The organism is Flavobacterium sp. CHNK8 (assembly GCF_019774515.1).
GTDB classification, from domain to species: Bacteria; Bacteroidota; Bacteroidia; order Flavobacteriales; family Flavobacteriaceae; genus Flavobacterium; species Flavobacterium tiangeerense.
This window is the reverse complement of sequence record NZ_CP081492.1, coordinates 2,883,507-2,900,313: the sequence shown is the minus strand read 5'-3', so window position 1 is coordinate 2,900,313 and position 16,807 is coordinate 2,883,507. Positions and strand designations below refer to the sequence as shown.

19 protein-coding genes and 2 tRNA genes are annotated in these 16,807 nt (G+C 34.0%); 17 read left to right on the top strand and 4 right to left on the bottom strand.

Features of this window, described 5'->3' with window-relative positions; genetic code table 11:
• Nucleotides 1-277: 277 nt before the first annotated feature.
• From K5V07_RS12630 to K5V07_RS12620, 3 genes are all read left to right on the top strand, one after another.
• Complete coding sequence (locus K5V07_RS12630; protein WP_221917750.1) at nt 278-1,000, top strand: murein L,D-transpeptidase catalytic domain family protein; 723 nt, start codon at nt 278-280, stop codon at nt 998-1,000.
• A gap of 251 nt (nt 1,001-1,251) precedes the next feature.
• A tRNA-Gly gene (locus tag K5V07_RS12625) sits at nt 1,252-1,324 on the top strand.
• A 44-nt stretch (nt 1,325-1,368) separates the two neighbouring features.
• A tRNA-Gly gene (locus K5V07_RS12620) sits at nt 1,369-1,441 on the top strand.
• 163 nt (nt 1,442-1,604) lie between these two features.
• Here the strand turns inward: K5V07_RS12620 and pepE are convergent.
• Nucleotides 1,605-2,312 (bottom strand): dipeptidase PepE, encoded by a 708-nt coding sequence (gene pepE, locus K5V07_RS12615; RefSeq protein ID WP_221917749.1) that lies wholly within the window; start codon nt 2,310-2,312, stop codon nt 1,605-1,607.
• 180 nt (nt 2,313-2,492) lie between these two features.
• On the opposite strand from pepE, the gene K5V07_RS12610 reads away from it, so the two are divergent.
• From K5V07_RS12610 to K5V07_RS12570, 9 genes are all read left to right on the top strand, one after another.
• On the top strand, nt 2,493-3,215 hold the full coding sequence (locus K5V07_RS12610) for a hypothetical protein (RefSeq protein ID WP_255577969.1): 723 nt from the start codon (nt 2,493-2,495) through the stop codon (nt 3,213-3,215).
• Nucleotides 3,205-3,933: a carboxypeptidase-like regulatory domain-containing protein gene (locus K5V07_RS12605; RefSeq protein WP_255577968.1), complete on the top strand. Its 729-nt coding sequence runs from the start codon at nt 3,205-3,207 to the stop codon at nt 3,931-3,933. The genes K5V07_RS12610 and K5V07_RS12605 overlap by 11 nt, the downstream gene beginning before the upstream one ends.
• Nucleotides 3,920-4,642, top strand: a complete 723-nt coding sequence (locus K5V07_RS12600; RefSeq protein WP_221917747.1) for a hypothetical protein — start codon at nt 3,920-3,922, stop codon at nt 4,640-4,642. The genes K5V07_RS12605 and K5V07_RS12600 overlap by 14 nt, the downstream gene beginning before the upstream one ends.
• Nucleotides 4,629-5,390 (top strand): carboxypeptidase-like regulatory domain-containing protein, encoded by a 762-nt coding sequence (locus K5V07_RS12595; protein WP_221917746.1) that lies wholly within the window; start codon nt 4,629-4,631, stop codon nt 5,388-5,390. Before K5V07_RS12600 ends, K5V07_RS12595 begins: the two co-directional genes overlap by 14 nt.
• A 26-nt stretch (nt 5,391-5,416) precedes the next feature.
• Complete coding sequence (locus tag K5V07_RS12590) at nt 5,417-6,166, top strand: hypothetical protein (RefSeq protein WP_221917745.1); 750 nt, start codon at nt 5,417-5,419, stop codon at nt 6,164-6,166.
• Nucleotides 6,163-6,666 (top strand): DUF6702 family protein, encoded by a 504-nt coding sequence (locus tag K5V07_RS12585; protein WP_221917744.1) that lies wholly within the window; start codon nt 6,163-6,165, stop codon nt 6,664-6,666. Before K5V07_RS12590 ends, K5V07_RS12585 begins: the two co-directional genes overlap by 4 nt.
• A gap of 63 nt (nt 6,667-6,729) precedes the next feature.
• On the top strand, nt 6,730-8,973 hold the full coding sequence (locus K5V07_RS12580) for a M1 family metallopeptidase (RefSeq protein WP_221917743.1): 2,244 nt from the start codon (nt 6,730-6,732) through the stop codon (nt 8,971-8,973).
• Nucleotides 8,974-9,096: 123 nt separating this feature from the next.
• Complete coding sequence (locus tag K5V07_RS12575; protein WP_158729564.1) at nt 9,097-9,498, top strand: twin-arginine translocase TatA/TatE family subunit; 402 nt, start codon at nt 9,097-9,099, stop codon at nt 9,496-9,498.
• Nucleotides 9,498-10,070, top strand: coding sequence for a phosphatase PAP2 family protein (locus K5V07_RS12570; RefSeq protein ID WP_221917742.1), 573 nt, complete (start codon nt 9,498-9,500; stop codon nt 10,068-10,070). Before K5V07_RS12575 ends, K5V07_RS12570 begins: the two co-directional genes overlap by 1 nt.
• A gap of 146 nt (nt 10,071-10,216) precedes the next feature.
• Here K5V07_RS12570 and K5V07_RS12565 read toward each other — a convergent pair whose 3' ends face one another.
• Genes K5V07_RS12565 through K5V07_RS12555 form a run of 3 tightly spaced genes read right to left on the bottom strand, consistent with a single transcriptional unit; the run spans nt 10,217 to nt 11,401 of the window.
• The gene (locus K5V07_RS12565) at nt 10,217-10,858 is read right to left on the bottom strand and encodes an O-methyltransferase (RefSeq protein WP_221917741.1); all 642 of its coding nucleotides are present in this window, start codon (nt 10,856-10,858) and stop codon (nt 10,217-10,219) included.
• Nucleotides 10,858-11,157, bottom strand: coding sequence for a type II toxin-antitoxin system RelE/ParE family toxin (locus K5V07_RS12560; RefSeq protein ID WP_221917740.1), 300 nt, complete (start codon nt 11,155-11,157; stop codon nt 10,858-10,860). The genes K5V07_RS12565 and K5V07_RS12560 overlap by 1 nt, the downstream gene beginning before the upstream one ends.
• On the bottom strand, nt 11,150-11,401 hold the full coding sequence (locus K5V07_RS12555; protein WP_221917739.1) for a hypothetical protein: 252 nt from the start codon (nt 11,399-11,401) through the stop codon (nt 11,150-11,152). Before K5V07_RS12555 ends, K5V07_RS12560 begins: the two co-directional genes overlap by 8 nt.
• Nucleotides 11,402-11,493: 92 nt before the next feature.
• Here K5V07_RS12555 and rlmN point away from each other — a divergent pair, with 92 nt between their 5' ends.
• From rlmN to K5V07_RS12530, 5 genes are all read left to right on the top strand, one after another.
• A complete protein-coding gene (gene rlmN / locus K5V07_RS12550) occupies nt 11,494-12,537 on the top strand; it encodes a 23S rRNA (adenine(2503)-C(2))-methyltransferase RlmN (protein WP_221917738.1) in 1,044 nt (347 codons plus the stop codon).
• A gap of 78 nt (nt 12,538-12,615) precedes the next feature.
• A complete protein-coding gene (locus tag K5V07_RS12545) occupies nt 12,616-13,593 on the top strand; it encodes a polyprenyl synthetase family protein (protein WP_221917737.1) in 978 nt (325 codons plus the stop codon).
• Nucleotides 13,594-13,806: 213 nt separating this feature from the next.
• Nucleotides 13,807-14,376 (top strand): RNA polymerase sigma factor, encoded by a 570-nt coding sequence (locus K5V07_RS12540; RefSeq protein WP_221917736.1) that lies wholly within the window; start codon nt 13,807-13,809, stop codon nt 14,374-14,376.
• The gene (locus K5V07_RS12535) at nt 14,363-15,088 is read left to right on the top strand and encodes a hypothetical protein (RefSeq protein WP_221917735.1); all 726 of its coding nucleotides are present in this window, start codon (nt 14,363-14,365) and stop codon (nt 15,086-15,088) included. Before K5V07_RS12540 ends, K5V07_RS12535 begins: the two co-directional genes overlap by 14 nt.
• A 27-nt stretch (nt 15,089-15,115) precedes the next feature.
• Nucleotides 15,116-16,711 carry a hypothetical protein gene (locus K5V07_RS12530; protein WP_221917734.1) on the top strand — a complete coding sequence of 532 codons (1,596 nt, stop codon included), beginning with the start codon at nt 15,116-15,118 and terminating at the stop codon, nt 16,709-16,711.
• Nucleotides 16,712-16,807 lie beyond the last annotated feature (96 nt).

Genomic DNA, 16,807 nt, shown 5'->3' with positions numbered 1-16,807 from the left:
ATAATAGACTTATTTTTTATAGTATTGTTACACTTTCTTAAAACAAATAATCATTAAATGTATGATTGCCTCGTGAAACATGGACATTAGGAAGAACTAAAACTTTTAAAACAATACAAATTCAAGTAGGTGTAGAGTAGTGGTAGCGGAGGTATACGCGATTTAAAACATTCATTATCAAGTAATTTTTAAATAAAATTATGTTAAACCCGTTGAATGACATGTTATTATGTGTAATTTTGCGACTCCAAATCAAATTATAATCTAATAGACTCGAATGATTTATACGATGCTACCTACTATTTTATTGCTTTTATTTACTTCATTGACAGAAAAACCACGTTTTGTTGATAAAATCCCAAGCAGTCACAACGTATATGCAAATAATGCTGTACCTACCGAAGAATCAAAAATGGAACAAGTGTACCGAAGATTAAATTCGGACAAATTTTCATTGCCAAAACTGGAAAGTTTCTCTGAGGCTCTCAAAGGATATTATTCTTTAAAAGAGAAAGGGATAATCCAAAAAGACATTCTTACTATCATTGATTTTAGTTTGTCGTCTAATGTTAAAAGACTTTGGGTTATTAATATTGATACAGGTGAAATTTTATTTCATTCACTGGTAGCACATGGTCGCAACACCGGAGAAGAATATGCTTCTCAATTTTCTAATGCTTCAGAATCGTATAAAAGTAGCTTGGGTTTCTATGCCACGGGCGAAATTTATACCGGAAAACACGGTATGTCACTGCGTTTAGATGGTTTAGAAAAAGGAGTAAATGATAATGCCCGCGCAAGAGGTGTTGTCATGCATGCCGCTGATTACGTATCTGATTCTTTTATAAAAAACAATCAACGCTTAGGCCGTAGCCAAGGATGTCCGGCAGTTCCTGCAGAAATGTCTAAAGAAATCATCACTACGATACAAAATAAATCTTGTTTTTTTATTTATCATCCGTCTAGAGCAACAGTTTTTGGAAGTAGAAGCATTTCGTAATGCTTCATAATATAGGTAGGAACGCATATTGAGTAGTGTTTTTTATCTTATTAGTACTTAAAACAGGTGTTTTTAAAATATTTTTTATAATTTTTTTTAAAGCTTTCAAGGGTTATAATAAATTCATATTAAATTATTTAGGGTTTTAAATTTGGGTTTATGTAAAGGTTGAACGGTTGATAGCTTTGACTTTTTCTAAAAAAAACTTGCATTAAAGGAAACTTATTAAGTATATTTGCACCGTTGTTAATGCGAAAGTAGCTCAGTTGGTAGAGCTCCAGCCTTCCAAGCTGGTTGTCGCGAGTTCGAGCCTCGTCTTTCGCTCTAAGTTTCAAGTTTTACTTAGAATTTTTTTTTACTGTTATAATGCGAAAGTAGCTCAGTTGGTAGAGCTCCAGCCTTCCAAGCTGGTTGTCGCGAGTTCGAGCCTCGTCTTTCGCTCTAAAACCTCAAGCTTTTGTTTGAGGTTTTTTTGTTTTATGGTTGTTCTAGTCCCGAAGCTTCAGGATATCCCCTGAACGAAGAATACAGGAAGCCCCGACTTTCTCTCTTTGAAGCCGAAACTTTATGTTTCGGCTTTTTTTGTTTCAAAAGTTTCTTTAAATTATTTAATATAACTCAAGTCGGTTTCTGTTTCAAGTTCTGTGGGAATTTGATTTTGACCAAACAATCTTGCGGTTAAATTGCCTTTCAAAGTTATTTTATCTCCTTTTACTTCTAGCCAGCTGCCTTCTCGCAATCCTAATACGGGAACCGAATTGTATGCGTGAAATTCCTTAATTCTAGTTTCGCGCGTTTCACCCATGTGAGTAGATGTTGTATCTGGATCAAGGTAATGCGGATTTAAATTAAACGGAATCATTCCTAAAGTTTTAAAACTAGGCGGATAAACAATAGGCATGTCATTTGTAGTTTGCATGTTAAGTCCGCATATATTACTACCAGCACTTGTACCTAAATATGGTGTGCCTTTTCTAATGGCATCAGCAAGTGGTTGCATGATATTATTTTTGTACAATTGAGATACTAATACAAAGGTATTTCCGCCACCGGTAAAAATTCCAGATGCTTCTTGTATGGCTTGCACGGGATTTTCAAATTCCTCAATTCCATTTACAGTAATATTAATTTTGGCGAAAGCCAATCGAACCATAGCTGTATATTCCTCGTGAGTAATACCGCCAGGTCTAGCATATGAAATAAAAAGGATGCTGTTGCAATCCTTAAAATGTTTGGTTAGGGTAGGCAATAGATACTCTAAGTAACTTTGATGAGCAAGCGTTGAGGTACTTGCAATGATCATATTTTTCATTGTTAGGGTGTTATTTTTTTATAAAGATATTAAAACCGTCTTTTTTAACTGTGATTTTTAATTAACATTTTTTTACCATCCTATTAGTAATTAATTTGCAAAGCATTACGATACTTTTACAACGAATCAATACTTCTTTTTTAACGAATGTTTAAAGTGCTGTGCTTGCTTATTGTTTTGATGACTACACAAATGGAGTCGCAAGAGATGCCTAGAATTGCTCTAAAGGGTTCGGTAATGGTGCAAGATGATGTTTTAGAGGGTGTTGATGTTGTGAACAAAAAGACTAAAGAAACCACTCGTACAAATGCTCAAGGAAATTTTTCGATACTTGCAGCGGTTGGAGATACTTTGGTTTTTACAGGATTGCAAATAAAAGATATTTATTTTCCAATATCGGCACAGCAATTTCTTCAAGGATTTATTTCGGTACAAGCAAACTTACGCTCGTATCAATTAAAGGAAGTTGTAGTTCAAAACGGAATCAATGCTAGAGCACTCGGAATTATTCCTAAAGGGCAAAAGACGTACACTCCCGCAGAAAGAAAATTATATACTGCAACTGACTTGAATGCTTCTTTAAATGCAGGATCAATGGCTGGTGGTTCAGTCTCGGTGGATCCATTGCTAAACTGGATTTCAGGTAGAACAAAAATGCTGAAAAAGGAGTTGAATGCAGAGAAAAATCAATTTTATATTTTACAAATAGAGAATTTATTTACTCCAGAATATTTTGATACTAAATTGAAGATTCCGGTTTTGTACGTAAAAGGATTTGAATATTATTGTATTGAAAATGATAGTTTTATAGCTGCTTTAAAGTCAAAAAATGTTGCTTTAGCTGCGTTTTTGATGGGAGATTTAGCATTAAAATATAAAGAAATAATAGCTCGTGAAAATTAAAAATACATTATTGTTAGTGCTGTTTATGATGGTGCAATCAATGTACAGTCAAGATGTGCCCGTAAAAGAGATTCGGGGTAAAATTGTAGCAGATTCTGTTGCTGTAGACCGCATTAATATTGTTAATATTACCACGGAGAAAGCAACAATATCTGATGGCAACGGTTTTTTTACAATTCCTGCAAAAGAGGGTGACGTACTTGTTTTTACAGCCGTTAATTTAGAAGGACTACGAAAAAAAATAGAGAAACAAGATCTTGAGCAAACGCTTTTGTTGGTAAAAATGAATCCCAAAAGTATTGTTTTAAGGGAGGTTATTGTCAATGATAATAGTATTACTGCAGAAAGTTTGCGTATTATTCCTTACGGTCAAAAAAAGTACACTCCCGCGGAGCGAAAGATGTATACGGCAACCTCTGGTGGAGGAATAGATGGGTTACTTAACACCATTTCTGGACGTAAGGCTATGCTGAAAAAAGAAATGATTGTGGAGAAAAAGGAACAACTATTGGCCAGGTTTGCAAACTTTTTTGAAGATAAATATTATATAGAGACTTTGAAAATTCCTCAGGAACATATTTTAGGATTCCAGTATTATTGTGTTGATGATGTTGACTTTGCAGCTGCACTTGCTGCTAAAAATAAATGGAAGGCCATGTTTTTAATATCCAAATTAGCTCAAAATTACAACGAAATCATAGCTCTTGAAACAAAATAAAAGCATAGCACTAATAGCAACATTACTGAGTATTTGTACTCAGGGACAGGTTATAAATGAAAAACTCCTAACAGGTAAAATTATAGCAAATGCAAAGCCTGCAGCTGGTGTTCATGTCTTGAATATTGTTAATGAAAAAGAAACGGTAAGTGATAGTTTGGGTGTTTTTAATATTATGGCAAAACCAGACGATCTTTTGGTTTTTACAGCACCAAATTTAGAAATCCATAGGCGAAGCATTGATGAAGAGGATATGCATCAAAAACGTTTAGATATTGAAATGTTTATAAAAGCAATTGAATTGCAAGTGGTTTACGTTAATGCTCACCCGGAAATTAATGCAAGTGCATTAGGTATAATTCCTAAAAATCAAAAAGTAGTAACGCCAGCGCAACGCGGTAGGTATTCCCAGCCCAATGGACCACTGCAAGCAATAAAAATAATGATAACTGTTAAAAATCCGGCGCTTGATAATGCTCTTAAAGTAGAACGGAATATAGCAGCATTAAATAGGCTTGATGGGATTTTTCAGGATAAATATTATGTTGAAACCTTAAAAATTGACAAAGATTACATCAAAGGGTTTCAGTATTATTGTATAGAAGATGCAGAGTTTAGTGCGTCTCTAAAAAGCAATAACAAGTGGAAATTAATGTTCAGAATTGTAAAGCTCGCCGAAATTTATAATGAAATGAATGCGTCGCAATAAGTTTAAAATAGTAGTTTGTGTTCTTTTTTTATTCCAAATTACATTTGGCCAATCTACTGTTGAGAAGGTTTATACTGGAAAAGTAATAGTAAGCAATCAGTTTACAGCAGGTGTAACTATTACCAATAAAAAAACAGGTCTGCAAGTAAATACCAACCAAGATGGCTTTTTTTCCATAGTAGTTCATGTCAAAGATACTCTAGTTTTTGAAGCCGTTCAATTGCAAAAGAAACAAAAAATAATCATAGATACCGATTTCGAAAAAGCAGATGCTGTAATAGAGTTGCAACTTAAGAACACGGTGTTGAAAGAAGTTGTTGTCAATGGTAAAAAGATAGATGCCTACAGTTTAGGAATAGCGTCAAAAAATACTAAAAAGTTCACTCCTGCAGAACGAAAGTTACAAACAGCGGGAGATTGGAAACCCATCATGCTGTTGGGCCTATTAGGCGGTTCAATGGAATTAGATCCCTTGATTAATAAAATAAACGGAAGAACCAAACGCTTAAAAAAATTGATTGTTCTTGAAAGAAAAGAACTGAATATCAAATGGATTTCCGAGGAGTTTCAAGATGCCTTTTTTACAAATCAATTAGGGATTAAACAGGAATTTATCAGTGGGTTTAAATATTATTTAGTTGAAAATGATAACTTTACAAAAACACTGCTCACTCGGGACAAAGATCAAATTATTTTTAGCATGATACCCTTGGCACAAGAATATAAAGATAAATTACAAGGCAACTGAAATAGCAATTTTGAAAAAACAATAATATGAAGCAGCTCTTACTTATTTTTATCCTTTTTGGAAACGTTTTATGGGCTCAAAATAAAGATAGAAAGCCATTGCATGCGCGATTGATCAATGATTTTACCATTGTAGATAATGGGTATGTTTTTAATTTGAGTGCCAAGACCAAAACGTTTATCAGCAAGCAGGGTTTCTTTGATATTTTGGCTCAAGCCAAAGATACGTTGCTCATTTCCAGTTTAAATTTTAAGTCGAGAAAAATCATTGTTTCTGAAAATGATTTTTTAAAGCCGCTCGCTTTATTTGATATGGAATCTCAGTTGACGGCCTTAAAAGAAGTTGTGGTCAAAGGAAAGTTAGATCCAAAACCATCTTTGCCTAACACCCAAAAAATAGTTGATATGAAATTCATAAGCGATGAAAAATCAGCTGTAAAGAATAGCGCCATGCCATCGGATAGATCCATTGAAAACGGATTAGATTTTGTACGCGTTTTTAAAATGCTTAAAAAAGCATTCACAAAGAAGAATGTAGATGAATCTAAAAGCAACAATACGGATCAATTTCCAGAAATGGTGTTGTCCCGAATTGATGGCTATTTTTTTTCGCATACTTTAAAACTAGAACCAGCGGAAGTCAATTTATTTTTAGATTATTGTAAAAACGATGCTGCTTCAAGTAAGTATTTAGAACATACGGATACCTTTTTATTAATGGATTTTTTGGTTAACAAGAACAAAGAATTTAAAAGATTCACTACTTTTGAAAAATGAAAAAAATAATTACAAGAGTTCTTTTTGTAGTACTCATTCTCTCTATGTCATCTTTTGCGGCGCACAAATTTTATGTTGCCCTGTTTCAAGTAAATTATGTTTCTGAGAAAAAAATGATTCAAATCACTGCTCGTATTTTTGTAGACGACTTGAATAATGCCTTAGAAAAAAAGCATAATAGAAAAGTAAATCTAGGTTCAGAAATGGAGACAGCTGACGATGTCATGCTATTAAAAAAATATCTTAATGAGAAGTTTATTGTGAAAGTAGATGGACAAACCAAAGTTATAAATTTTGTTAGCAAAGAGATGGAAGGGGATGTGCTTATTTGTTATTTGAGTATCAAAGAAATCAAAAAAATGAAGGCACTAGATATATACAATGCAGTATTGACACAAAATAATGCTGAGCAACAAAATATTATGCATTTTAATGTTTTGGGGGTCAAAAACACACTTTTATTTACGACATCAACATCAAAAGGAGTGTTAAAATATTAATTAGTGCTTTTTTAAACAAAAAAAATATTATTTTCACCCATTGAAATAACCAGATTTCCAACTATGAAAAAATTATCCTTATTCTTGCTGCTTCCGGCAATGCTATTTGCTCAAGAGAAAACCGCACCTGTAACTCCTAAGCAAACAGGGAGATATGACAACAACAAATTTAGCCAGATGTATGATGTTTTGGCAACGCCAAACATGTTTCGTACTGCTTCTGGAGCTCCCGGACCTGCTTACTACCAGCAACAAGCCGATTATAAAATTAACATTGAATTAGACGATAAAAAATCACGATTGGCAGGTTCAGAAACCGTGACTTATTCCAACAACTCACCAGATACGTTAGAGTATTTATGGGTTCAATTAGATCAAAATCAAGCTGCTAAAAACTCGCAGACACCATTGGCAGACAGCCAAAGAATGGAGCAAGTTTTTCCAGCAGGAAGTTTTGCAACTAAGTTTTTAAAAGAGCCAGCAGAACGCGGTTTTAATATTGAACAAGTTAAGGATGCTAAAGGAAATCCTTTATCCTACACGATCAATCAAACAATGATGCGTATTAACTTGGCATCACCATTAAAACCTGGAGAAAAATTTTCTTTTTCTATCAACTGGTGGTACAACATTAATAATTACAGACTAGAAGGCGGTCGTTCTGGATATGAATTGTTTGAAAAAGAGGGCGACAAACTATATGTAATTGCTCAGTTTTACCCAAGAATGGCGGTTTACAACGATGTTGAAGGTTGGCAAAACATGCAGTTTTGGGGCACAGGAGAGTTTACATTGCCGTTTGGTAATTTTGATGTAAATATCACAGTTCCTGCTGATCACGTGATGGAAGCAACAGGTGAATTAATGAATAGAAGCGAAGTTTTTACTGCAGAGCAAGTGAAAAGATACGAATTGGCAACAAAATCATATGATAAGCCAGTGGTTATTGTAACGCAGGCAGAAGCTGAGGCGGCTGAAAAAGGTTTTTCAGACAAAAAGAAAACATGGAAATTCAGTGCTAAAAACGTTAGAGATTTTGGTATTGCAACTTCTAGAAAATTCATTTATGATGCCATGGCGGTGAAACTAAATGAGAAAACGGTAATGGCTGTTTCGGTTTACCCAAAAGAAGCCAATCCATTGTGGGGAGAAACTTCAACTAGAACAGTAGCGCACACTTTAAAGAGCTATTCAGCACATACTTTTGATTATCCTTACCCGAAAGCAGTTTCGGTTTCAGCAGAAGATCAAGGGATGGAATACCCAATGATTTGCTGGAATTACGGGCGTCCTGACGAAAAAGGTGTAACTAGCGATCGAATCAAAAACGGAATGATTGGTGTAGTAATTCACGAGGTAGGACACAACTTTTTCCCAATGATCGTAAACTCTGATGAGCGTCAATGGTCTTGGATGGATGAAGGATTGAATACGTTTATGCAATATATGGCTGAGCAAGAAATGAATGTTAATTTCCCTTCAAGCCGCGGACCAGCAAGTAAAATAGTTCCTTACATGAGTGGTGATCAAAAATTCTTAGAGCCAATCATGTCAAATTCTGAAACCATAGTTCAATTTGGAGCTAATGCCTATGGAAAACCTGCTACAGGATTAAACATTCTTAGAGAAACCATTATGGGTAGAGAATTGTTTGACCATGCGTTTAAGGTGTATGCAAACAGATGGAAATTCAAGCACCCAACTCCTGAGGACTTTTTTAGAACGATGGAAGATGCTTCGGCAGTTGATTTAGACTGGTTCTTTAGAGGTTGGTTTTACTCCACTGATTTTGTAGACATCGGTGTAAAAGAGGTAAAACAATATTATGTATCTGAAACGGCAACAAAAGAGTTGAAAGATGCCGTAGTTCGTAGAGGGCGTTTTGGTCAAGAAAAAGGACCATTCGTATACTTAGTTCCAGCAACAAGTGAGGAGTTAAGCGCTAAAGATAAAAAAGCATTGGCTATTAACGAGGTAAGTTTATTATCTGAGTACGTAGAAAAAAACTTTACTGCCGAGGAAAAATCAGCATTAAAAGCACCAAAATATTTTTACGAAGTGGAGTTTAACAAGCCAGGAGGAATGTTAATGCCAATCATTGTGGAGTTAACGTATGAGGATGACTCAAAAGAAACGTTTAAATACCCAGCTCAAATTTGGAGAAAAAACAATGACACTGCTAAGAAAGTATACGCAACAGATAAAGCGATCAAAAAAATTATTGTAGATCCAAAATTAGAAACGGCTGATATTGATGTAACTAATAATACTTGGCCAAAAGAAGAAGTGAAGTCAAAATTTGATTAATTACTTTTAAAATAAAATACAATACCCCCAAAAGCAACTGCTCTTTGGGGGTATTTTTATGAAATAATTAAAAGGCAACCATGCAAAAAGTAATATCTTTGTAATCATAAAAAATATAAAATTATGTTTGGTATAGGAGGAGGCGAATTAATTTTTATCATGTTTATTGTTCTCATGCTTTTTGGGTCAGATAAAATACCCGAAATTGCTAGAACCATGGGTAAAGCAATGGCGCAGTTAAAAAATGCTACAAATGATATAAAAAGTGAAATTCAAAAGGGAGCAGAAACAAATGGTTTTGATACCAAATCAATTTCTAACATAACAGGATCGATCAATAGCGAAATTAATAAAGCAAAAGAATCTATCTTGGGAGATACCTCTCCATTTGATTCTATTACATCAGGTGTAACGGATGAGATTACAAAAGTAAAAGACAGTTTACTTGCAGAAACAAAGCCTGTTGAAGAGGCAACTTCTTCACTTGAAGATGAAATCACAGGACCTATTAAACGACAAATGTAATGCTAGAAAAACTACGTGCACTTGATGTAGAACTTTTTGTTTATCTCAACAGCCTTGGCAATGAAACCTTTGATGCGACATGGTTATTTTTGACCAAACAAATCAACTGGCTTCCCTTTTTTTTATTGCTATTGTTTTTGGTTTACAAAAAATTAGGAAGTAAACAAACCTTGTATTTACTGCTATTTGTAGCGATATTAATTGCCTTTACAGATCAAACAACAAACGCTTTCAAAAATGGTTTTCAGCGTTTGCGCCCTTGTAACAATCCAGATATTAATACGTTTATCAGGGTGGTTCAATCCAGAAGTTCTTATAGCTTTTTTTCAGGGCATGCCGCAAATTCTATGGCTGTTGCTAGCTTTTTGTACTTTGTATTTAAAAACAAAATCAAGTATCTTGGATTCTTGTTTCTATGGCCCTTAGTCTTTGCGTACAGTAGGATTTATCTAGGCTTGCATTATCCTTTAGACATACTCACGGGCTATTTCTTCGGCTTTGTTTTTGGGTATCTAATGCACCTTTTATACAAAAAAGCACAAAAGAAATATTTTCCTCAGCAGCTTTCATAACTCTTTTTATTTAGGAGCTATTTCCTGCTATCCGCTATATTCCCGATCTTAAAAAAAACTACGGCAAAAAGAGCCTTGTTTTTTTAAGATCGGGAGATGCCGCTTCTATCAGGGCTAGGGCAGTTGCTTTCAGTAGAATTTGTAAACTAAAGAACTCTGCTTACCGTTAAACCATCACGAATAGGCAGTAAAACGGTCTCTACTCTTGGATCTGTTGCTAATAAACGATTGTATTCTAGTAATATTTTTGTACTTAAATCTTTAGGATTTAGGGGTTCTAAAACTTTCCCGCTCCATAAAACATTATCAGATAGAATAATCCCTCCTTTATTCATTTTGGGTAAGATCAATTCAAAATAGTTCAAGTAGTTTTCTTTATCTGCATCAATAAAAACCAAATCAAACTTTAAGTTAATCGTTGGGATAATGTCAACCGCTTCGCCGAGATGTTGAACAATTTGTTCTCCCCAAGGAGATTTGTCAAAATGCTTGCGTTGAAAATCAACTAATTCTTCTTTGATGTCAATCGTGTGCAATTGTCCGGTTTCTTGCATCCCTTCGCATAAGCACAATGCTGAATAGCCAGTATAGGTGCCAATTTCCAGAATATTCAGAGGTCGAATCAATTTTGACAACATGCTCAAAACCCTGCCTTGAAAATGCCCGCTTAACATTCGCGGAAGCAAAATTTTTTGATAGGTTTCTTTATTTAATGCTGCGAGCAATGTTGGTTCTTTTTCGGAATGTTGCTCAATGTAATTTCCTAATTCTGGTGAAATGAAATGCATTATCTTAAACTTTTTATTGGATTTTGAAAAGTGTTAAATATTCGAACAATGTAAATGGTGTTGTGATGAAATTGGTAAAGTACTTTATAATTTCGGATAATGATTCTCTTGCAATCAATTCGGTATTCATCAATTTGAAATTGATCAGGGAAAGTGATTGCCTTTATACTTTCGAAAATTTCAGTAGTTATTCTAGTTGCAACATGAGGTGAGATCTTTTGTTCCAGCGAAAAATAAATTTCTTTTAAATCAAGTTTTGCATTTGTAGTCCAAAAGATCGGATACTTTGGATTACTCATTTTTCCAGGTTTTCATTTCTTCAATAAGATTTTCTTGAGAAACTACTCTGTTGTATTTAATATCTTCTAGACCTTCTTCAACTTTATTATGATATTCTGAGATTGTTAAGGAATTTCCTTTAGCATCGTAAGAAACAATTTCATTCAAATAATTGTCAAAAACCGAAGAAACAATACGCAATAAACGTTCGTCGGCATTTTCAATTTGCATTTGAATTTTCTCTTTTAATTCTGGAAGTCCCATGTCTATTACTGTTAGAAAAACAAAGTTACAAAATATAATTTTGAGGGTTAAAAAAAATCCATATAATTCAAAATTGTCATTAAATTTGCAACATGGAAATCGAAAAAAAAGATATAAGATCCCTTTCAAAAGAACAATTGCGTGATTTTTTTGTTGCCAATAATGACAAAGCCTTTAGAGGAAATCAAGTATATGAATGGTTGTGGAGTAAAGGTGCTCACAGTTTTGAGGACATGACCAATGTTTCTAAACAAACCAGGACTATGCTGGAAACGCATTTTGTGATCAATCACATCAAAGTAGATACCATGCAACGCAGCGAAGATGGAACCGTAAAAAATGCGGTTCGTTTGCATGATGGACTAGTGGTCGAATCGGTTTTGATACCTACAAATACACGAACTACAGCTTGTGTTTCTAGTCAAGTAGGGTGTAGTTTAGATTGTAATTTTTGCGCCACAGCGCGATTAAAAAGAATGCGTAACCTGGAACCTGCAGAAATTTATGATCAAGTAATTGCCATTGATAAAGAAAGTCGTTTGTATTACAATCATCCGTTATCGAATATTGTTTTCATGGGAATGGGAGAACCGTTGATGAATTACAACAATGTTTTGAAGGCCATTGAAATGATTACTTCCACTGAAGGATTAGGGATGTCTCCAAAAAGAATTATGGTCTCAACTTCTGGAGTACCTAAAATGATTAAAAAACTAGCAGATGACGATGTGAAATTCAAACTAGCTGTGTCATTACACTCGGCAATAGATGAAGTTCGTGCCCGAATTATGCCTTTTAGTGCTAATTTTCCTTTGTCTGAATTACGGGAATCATTAGAATATTGGTACCGAAAAACCAAAAGCAAAATTTCCTATGAATATGTAGTTTGGAAAGGTATCAACGACACTAAAGAAGCGGTGGATGCTCTAGTCAAATTTTGTAAATATGTTCCTTGTAAAGTGAATCTCATCGAATACAACCCAATCGATGATGGAGAATTCCAGCAAGCATCTGAAGAATCTATAAATGCCTACATCAAAGCACTTGAAGCAACCGGAATTGTGGTAAAAGTGCGCAGAAGTCGCGGTAAAGATATTGATGCTGCATGCGGACAATTAGCAAACAAGGAAGCTTAAGAAATTACTGCTTAATAATAATCCAAAAGAAGATGCTTTGTTGCCTGATTTCTTGCTAATATCGTATCTTTGAAACTCATGAATGTCACCTCTCAAATAAAACAGCCCATCTTAAAAGAAATGGAACTTTTTGAAAAAAAGTTCTATGAATCTATGACTTCGCAAGTGGCTTTACTCAATAGAATTACCTATTATATAGTAAACCGCAAGGGGAAACAAATGCGTCCTATGTTTGTTTTTTTAACAGCAAAAATGGTTGCTAATGGTCTTGTAAATGAGCGTACGTATCGTGGTGCTTGTGTGATAGAGCTTATACATACTGCTACACTGGTTCATGATGATGTAGTAGATGATAGTAATCGCCGAAGAGGTTTTTTCTCGTTGAATGCGCTTTGGAAAAATAAAATTGCTGTTTTAGTAGGTGATTATTTGTTGTCAAAAGGCTTGTTGCTGTCTATTGATAACGGTGATTTTGATTTACTTCGAATTATATCTGTCGCTGTACGCGAAATGAGCGAAGGGGAATTACTTCAAATTGAAAAAGCCCGCAGACTGGATATCACTGAAGATATTTACTACGAAATTATTCGAAAAAAGACAGCTACTCTTATTGCTGCTTGTTGTGCTTTAGGTGCTTGTTCTGTCATTGAAAGTGAAGAGCAAGTTGAAAAGATGCGCAAATTTGGAGAGCTGATAGGTATGGCTTTTCAAATCAAAGATGATTTATTTGATTATACGGATGAAGCCATTGGTAAACCAACAGGAATTGATATCAAAGAGCAAAAAATGACTTTGCCTCTTATCCATGTTTTAAATACTTGTACCCCAAAAGAGAAAAGTTGGCTTATCAATTCGATAAAAAACCATAACAAAGACAAAAAACGCGTTAAAGAGGTTATTGCATTTGTGAAAAACAACAATGGTTTGGTTTATGCCGAAGCAAAAATGGTTGCTTTTCAACATGAAGCACTTTTATTACTTCAAGATTTCCCTGAATCCGATTATAAAAGCGCCCTAATTTTAATGGTCAACTACGTTATTGAAAGAAAGAAATAATTTTTTTTAAAATATTTTATCTTCTGAACGCCTTATTTTACTCGTTTTTTTTGATTTTCAAAGTTCAAAATCAAAAAAAAATCAGATGTCATGCAACCTTTTTATATCGAAAAGCGTCTATGTAAATAGAGATGAGGTTCAATATCAAGATTTAATTGCAACAGCACTAAAATGTATTGACATTGATATTGATTTTTGTCATTGAAACTATTTATGAAAGTAATCAACTTACATCACGAGGAAAAGGAATTAATCCGGTTGGCTGTCGATAATAATCGACAAGCGCAACAGCAAATTTATACCCAGTTTTCTCCTAAAATGTTAAGTGTTTGCCGTCAATACATAAAAGATATGCATCAGGCCGAAGATGTTATGATTACTGCTTTTATGAAGGTCTTTACTAATCTTAAAAATTACGAACATAAAGGTAGTTTTGAAGGCTGGATCAGGAGAATTATGGTTAATGAATGCATTTCTTTTATCAGAGTAAATAAAAAAATTAAATATATCGAAGATGATTTCGTGATCGGTCGCGATGAGGAAAGTTTTAATGCTATTGAAAGTCAATTGTCTGTAGACGACATTCAATCCTTGATAGATAATTTACCAGATGGTTATAAAATGGTTTTTAATTTATTTGCGATAGAAGGATTTAAACACCATGAAATTGCAAACCTGTTGGGAATTAATGAAGGAACATCAAAGTCGCAATTATCGCATGCTAGAAAAATGCTGCAAGTACAAATTAGTACAATAAAAAATTATGAGTATGGAACCGAATAAATTTGAAATGCAAATAAAAGAGCAGTTGAATGCTAGAGAAATCAAACCTTCGGCGATGGCTTGGGATAAACTCGACACAATGCTTTCTGAGACAGAAAAACAGAAAACCAAATTCCCATGGTTGTATATGGCGGCAAGTTTTGTTGGTTTTCTACTTATTGGAACCCTATTTTTTGATCAAAAAGAAAGTGTGAATGTAAATCAAGAGGATGGAGTTGTATTTCAAGATTCAAATAAGAATAAAGATAATGTAAAAACAATTGATACGTTAAAAAATACAAACACACTGTCAATTGCTTTAAAACCTAACGTTCAAAAAGGCATTGTTGTTCCTCAATACCAAGCTTCAACGCAGCAAAAATCATTGAAATTAGAGAACAATCAATTAGCAGTATCCCAAATTAAAAATTCTAAGAAGGATAGTTTAAACATTTCATTAGAAAATATTAATCTAAAAAAAGGTACTAAAAACAGGTATGTTTCAGCATCTGGATTGTTAGCAGAAGTGAGTAATACACAACTGGAGTCATCAACTAATTTGCAAGTCAATCCAAAACCGATAAAAAGCACCACGGTTAATCCTCAGAATTTATTGTCGGATGTAGAAACAGAGATGAATCAAACCTTTAGAGAGTCGGCCATAAGCAAGTTTAATAAAAATTACAACGCCATAAAAACAGTTTTGGCCAATAGAAATTACGAAAAAGAATAATCAATCATCAATCAAAAATCGAACATTATGCAAAAAATTATTTTAATCACAGTACTACTGTTATCGGCCTTTTTAACAAAAGTTAATGCGCAAGAAAAAGGAGTTTATAAAAATATTCTAGACTGGACATATTGGCAACCGGTGTCGCCAAATTATGAAATGAGTCTTGAAAAGAACTCCGAATTTAAAGAAGAAAATATCTTAACCATTAAGTCGGTTAAAAGTAAAATCAATGGTTTTGGTACAATCATGAAATCAATTAAGCCAGACTTGTATTTAGGAAAAACAGTAAAAATGTCGGGATATGTTAAATGTGATAATATTAAATCTTGGACTGGTTTATGGATGCGTGTGGATTATTATGATGTTGCCGTTTTAGCTTTTGATAACATGCGAAAAAATCCCATAAAAGGTACAAAAGATTGGGCTAAATATGAAATTGTGTTGCATGTGCCAGCAGATGCAACTTCTATTTCCTATGGAGTTTTATTAGATGATACGGGTCAGGTATGGTTTAAAGACATTGCATTGGAAATAGTTGATGATACTACACCTGAAACGGGACTTACAAAGGGAAGAGACCACCAATCAATTCCATTTGAGACCAGAGCTAAAGCCATTGGTAACGAAATTAAATCAATAACAAGTTCAGAAAAAAATGCCTTAAAAAAAGAGATCGAACAAATTGATAAAGATCTCGATAATAAAGTAATTACGAAGGAACAAGCGGATGATTTAAAGTTAAAGAAAGCAGCCGTTCATGCAGCAAATATTGATTCTAAAGTTAGTGTTCAGGAAGAAAAACTCAACCAGTTGGTACAAGATAAAGTGGATGGAAAAGTGCAAGACGCTAAAGACACTAGAAGTGGCGGCAGAATGGTTATTTTTGGGACTAATTCTGAAGAGCTTGGACCAAATCAAACCGAATTTAATATTTCCTCTTTAAAAGTGTACAACGGACAAGAGGATAAGGATGAACGCCAATCCAAAAGAACAACGTCACAATTTGTTTTTGCTGCAGGATTGAACAATGTCATTACCGATGGTGAAGTTAAAAAATCAGATTTCAGGTATTTAGGATCTCATTTTTATGAAATTGGCGTTTCTTATAATTCTAGACTTTTAAACAATTCTAACCTATTGCATGCCAAGTACGGTTTGTCAGTGATGTACAATAACCTGCGCCCTACAGATAATCGTAGTTTTGAGGTGAATGGCAATCAAACCAATTTGACAGTGAATCCTATTGAATTAAAAGATTCTAGATTTAGAAATGTAAGCTTGGTATTTCCGTTACATTTAGAATTTGATTTTACAAAGCCAGAGGTTAAGAACGACAAAACCTATTTTAAATCTCATCAAAGTGTTAGAGTAGGACTAGGCGGGTACGCAGGAGTAAACCTGAAAACAAAACAAATTTTACAATATGAAAATTCAGATTTAAAATCAACCGAAAAAACTAAAGGAGATTTTAACACAGGTGATTTTGTCTATGGATTGAGCACTTATATAGGATATAAAGCTACAAGTTTATACTTGAAATATGATTTAAATCCATTGTTTAAGGACAATGCTGTCAAGCAAAACAATGTTTCACTAGGTTTGCGTTTTGATTTTAATTAATTGCTGATGGCATTTTAGCAGCATAAAAAAGCACTTTGTAAAGAAGTGTTTTTTTGTTTTTTAGATTGTGAATTATCCAATTTGATTTGTGTAATT